Origin of the sequence: Corynebacterium sp. MSK297 (assembly GCF_030232885.1) — a bacterium.
GTDB lineage: Bacteria > Actinomycetota > Actinomycetes > Mycobacteriales > Mycobacteriaceae > Corynebacterium.
Map to the genome: position 1 here is coordinate 1 of NZ_JASPGD010000021.1, position 3,879 is coordinate 3,879.

Annotated in this window: 3 protein-coding genes and 1 pseudogene; all 4 read left to right on the forward strand. The window is 51.4% G+C overall.

The features are described from left to right. Positions 1-120 precede the first annotated feature (120 nt). Entirely contained in the window at positions 121-1,032 is a 912-nt protein-coding gene (locus tag QP888_RS10870) for a DMT family transporter (RefSeq protein WP_284608824.1), read from the forward strand. Next, positions 1,013-2,245 carry an ATP-grasp domain-containing protein gene (locus QP888_RS10875; protein ID WP_284813578.1) on the forward strand — a complete coding sequence of 411 codons (1,233 nt, stop codon included), beginning with the start codon at positions 1,013-1,015 and terminating at the stop codon, positions 2,243-2,245. The genes QP888_RS10870 and QP888_RS10875 overlap by 20 nt, the downstream gene beginning before the upstream one ends. Next, positions 2,245-3,642 carry an FAD/NAD(P)-binding protein gene (locus tag QP888_RS10880; RefSeq protein ID WP_284813579.1) on the forward strand — a complete coding sequence of 466 codons (1,398 nt, stop codon included), beginning with the start codon at positions 2,245-2,247 and terminating at the stop codon, positions 3,640-3,642. The genes QP888_RS10875 and QP888_RS10880 overlap by 1 nt, the downstream gene beginning before the upstream one ends. A 137-nt stretch (positions 3,643-3,779) precedes the next feature. Then, a pseudogene (locus tag QP888_RS10885) lies at positions 3,780-3,879 on the forward strand (IS6 family transposase); the annotation flags it as partial.

The window sequence follows — 3,879 nt, forward strand, 5'->3', positions numbered from 1 at the left end:
AGCTTGGGGTACCGTACCCCGGTCGAGGTTGAAGACGCGTTGTGGGAACAAGATGGGTCCCGGGAACTAATGGAAAATAAGGTAAATGCCTAGGAACAAAACCCAGTACACTTCAGTTTTATGATCCAGTCCAATAAACCAGGTGTAGGGGCGGTTATCGTAGCCCTAGCTGTCCTATGGCAAGGAATCGGCACTGCGATAGTCGGAGCCCAAGTAGACCCAGAGCTATCTACTTTTACTACGTTTTCAGCGTTTCTTATCGCGGCGATTATCTCCACAGTGGTCTATTTAGCGTTTTATCGTAGAAAATACCGAGCTACGGAAACACCGCATCCCCCCATGAAAATGACAACTGCAGCAAGCCTCAATCTGTTTACTGCGGGCGCTTTCTGCTTATTCTATGTTTCCACTACTTTGATGCAGCCCACTGCAGCAAGTGTCATCGAAACAGGAGTCGGCCCTTTTATTGTCGCAGTAATAATGACTTGGTCGGCCAGAAGGCTCAGCAGTTCATTGGTGTCAACAACTGCAGTAGTGGTTCTGGCTCTATGTTTTTTCTTCCTAGGAACGGGAAGCAGTTCACCCCAGTCTTATCTGGGTTTCGCTCTAGCTGTAGGCGCAGGAATTTCTGCGGTAGGAGTGCTTTACTCCTCGCGCTGGGCTACTGAACAAGGGAACAGCGTTCTCACGATTGCAGCAGTGAGGTTTCACTTAGCTTGGATTATTAGCGGTCTCGTGGCTTTCTTTTCCGTGGAAGCGGAGATGCTTCGAGGCTCTACCCTGTCAATCGTCCTGCTATCGGTGATGTGCATTACTTTTCCTATCCTGCTCTTGCAGTGGGGAATTACCTTAGCGCCGCCTTTCATCTCGGCACTGATCATCGCGGCCCTTCCGGCCGTGGTGATGGCTACCGAGGTGGCATTGGGCTCTCAAGTCGAACCAATTCAGTTAACTTTGTTGATGCTCATTGTGGCAATAACCATAAGCCAAGCAATGTGGGGAACACGGAAAAATGAAAATATTAGTAGTTGATGATTCTTCAAGTGGCGCCGATCTGGTGGCAACCCTGCGCCAAAAAAGGGACGTAGAGGTTGCTACTGCTAACCCGCCGTATGCCATCTCAGCTAACGAAGACGGGAGCATTTCCGATCCATGGGCCCTGGCCCTACTCCGGGAATGTAGCCAAGAAAAATTTGACCTTGTTGTGCTGGGAAGCGAATCAGGAGTATCCATAGCTGAGTGGGTTTCAGCTGAGTTAGGACTACCGCATAACGGTAGAGAGAAGATCTGGCACCGTCGCCATAAGCAAGGAATGATTGAAGTTGCTCACCAATATCGACTGCGTGCCCCAAGGTCTGTTACCCTATCCCCCGCTTCTGCACAAGATAGCCTTTATCTAGACCCGTCCCTGGTCAAGGATTGTGTTGTCAAGCCTGTGGGAAGCGGGGGCAGTGACCATGTCTATTTCTGCAAAACAGAACCCGAGACTCTTCAAGCGATTACTACCATTCAAAATTCTACGACTTTGCTAGGAGAAAAATCACCCTCCGTGGTTCTTCAGGAGTACGTAGACGGACCTCAATATTTTGTGAACACGGTTACAGCCGAAGGGCGTCATATTGTGACTGAAGTTTTCCGATACGGACTTACGGAGGAATCTGGAGCTCCCCACATATATTCAGCTATCACAGTAGGACCGGAGGACAACCACTATTCCGGTGCCGTGGAATATACCTTATCGCTCCTTGACGCTCTGGAAGTAAACTTCGGAGCCTCCCACGTGGAACTGAGGTGGTCTAAGGGGCAGTGGGTACTTATTGAATACAACGGTCGCTGTATGGGCCCCGAAGTACCCGACGAGGTCTATTTCCCGACTCGCGGTTTCAGCCAGATCAGCGTTCTCGCCACGATGCTAGTGGATGGTTTACAAGCTGCCGAACAGGAAGTACTCGCCGGAAATCTTGACGGGTGTGTCGCCTGGCTCATGCCTACCCCGCAGTCAAACGGTGTGCTTCAACAGTGCCACTGGGATCTTGTCCAAACTCGCCCGACCGTTCAGAGAATCTCGCGGCGACCAAAGATCGGCACTTATATCGATAACTCGAATCGCGTAACAACTGGTGCGTTTGGCATGGTTTTTCTGGGCTCTTCTGACCGTGCTGCTGTTGAGACCGATCTTCAATCTCTTGAGTCTTTCGACGCCCATGGTGATCTGTTTACTGTTGCCCCCGGAAAGGATGCGTGATGACGACCCGAATTGCTGTTATCGGCGCAGGGGTCGCTGCTGCAGCGGTCGCACGACGGGTATCTTCTACTTTCCCGCATATTGAACTCACTATTTTTGACGCGACACCTCCTCAGAAGCACCTTGCTTTTGGCCATGTTGATAAACGCTTGCTATGTAACACAAGTACTTCAGTAATGTCGCTGGATGTCGAGGAACCACATGATTTTGCGGAGTTCCTGGGATACAATAAACAAGAGTCCAGTTCTGTATTCTCTTCAAGAAAAAAGTACGGATCTTACCTGCAACAGGCTCTACCCTCTGAGAGCGGCAGCTGCGATGACCGTCTTCAGTACGTACTCGATTCGGTCATTTGTGTAGAAGATTCTGCACCCCCTGTCCTCATTCATACTGCGCGTCACGGGCTCTTTAAAGCCGATTTCGTCATCATCACAGGTGGCCGAAAAACAGCACGGGTCCCTTCATCTTGCCAGTCATACCGTGATACGGTCCCAGTTTTCCCTAGCCCCTATGACCCCAGTTTTTCACACTGGCTAGAAAACCATCCCACTTCCCGCATCGGTATTTTAGGTACTGGCCTCTCTGCCGTGGACGCCGCACGATTAGCGTTATTTGAGGGGGTGGAGGCAGTTATGCTTAGCCCCAGCGGCCAACTTCCCGGGGTACGTACTTCGCTTCAGTTAAACGCCCCAAAGGAAATGCCAGCAGAGGAGTTCCGTGCACACTCCCGCAGCGTAGAGGATTTTAGACAATACGCCATTCAGCACGCCACCTCCCTCGGCTGGTATCCGGGACGTCTTAGGGAGCCCCTCCCCAGGAATGGCACTGATCGTTTTCTGCTGGACTATGAATTAGCTGAAAATGGTTATTCTGTATGGGAAAAAATGATCGGTCGCATGGTGGACCTAGCCAATCAGACCTGGTCACCTCTAAAAGTCTCCCTAAGGCAGACTCTCCTCAATGGGATATCAGATTGGATACATCGTTACGTGACCGCCATGCCTGTGCAAGGCGCGAAAAACCTACGAGAAGGTTTTCAAGCAGGGAGCCTTGTCCTAGCTCGCGGCCAGGGATCAGGGGAACAAGCTCGAAACGCTGTGGACCTAAAAGATGCTTCGGGTAATTCTCACCGAGTCGAAGCGGTAGTTTGCGCCTGTGGCTATGAGGACCCCGGATGGATCAAACACAACAAAGGAATTTTCCCTGGTCAAATAAAGCCAAACACTTCTCGCTGGGTCGGTGCCTCTTTAAATAATGGTTGGGGCACTGCGCAGGCCGGTAACAGAGTTCTATTTGCGGGGGAAGCAGCAGCACCGACCACCGCCATTCCAAGCTACGCCCGCACTTCAATCATGCAAGCCAATTTTGCCCTTGATTGGATTAACTCCCACGCATAGGTTGATGCCCCGGGGAGATCGGTCACATCCTCGGGGTGAAAACTGCCTATTAGCAGGCTCCGTGCCTTTCCCCGAAAGACAAAGGTGCTGTTGCAAAGTTGGGGCAGTAGGAACGGCGACGTGATGTAATCACAGCCATGGGTATCTTCTCCGGTCGTCATTTCCCCGTGACATCATTCTGTGGGCAGTGCGGTGGTACTGCCGCTACGGGGTGAGCTACCGCGATCTGGAGGAAAT

Coding starts and splice junctions, on each gene's coding strand:
- QP888_RS10875 (WP_284813578.1), top strand. CDS start 1,013: ATGAAAATATTAGTAGTTGATGATTCTTCAAGTGGCGCCGATCTGGTG.
- QP888_RS10880 (WP_284813579.1), top strand. CDS start 2,245: ATGACGACCCGAATTGCTGTTATCGGCGCAGGGGTCGCTGCTGCAGCG.
- QP888_RS10870 (WP_284608824.1), top strand. CDS start 121: ATGATCCAGTCCAATAAACCAGGTGTAGGGGCGGTTATCGTAGCCCTA.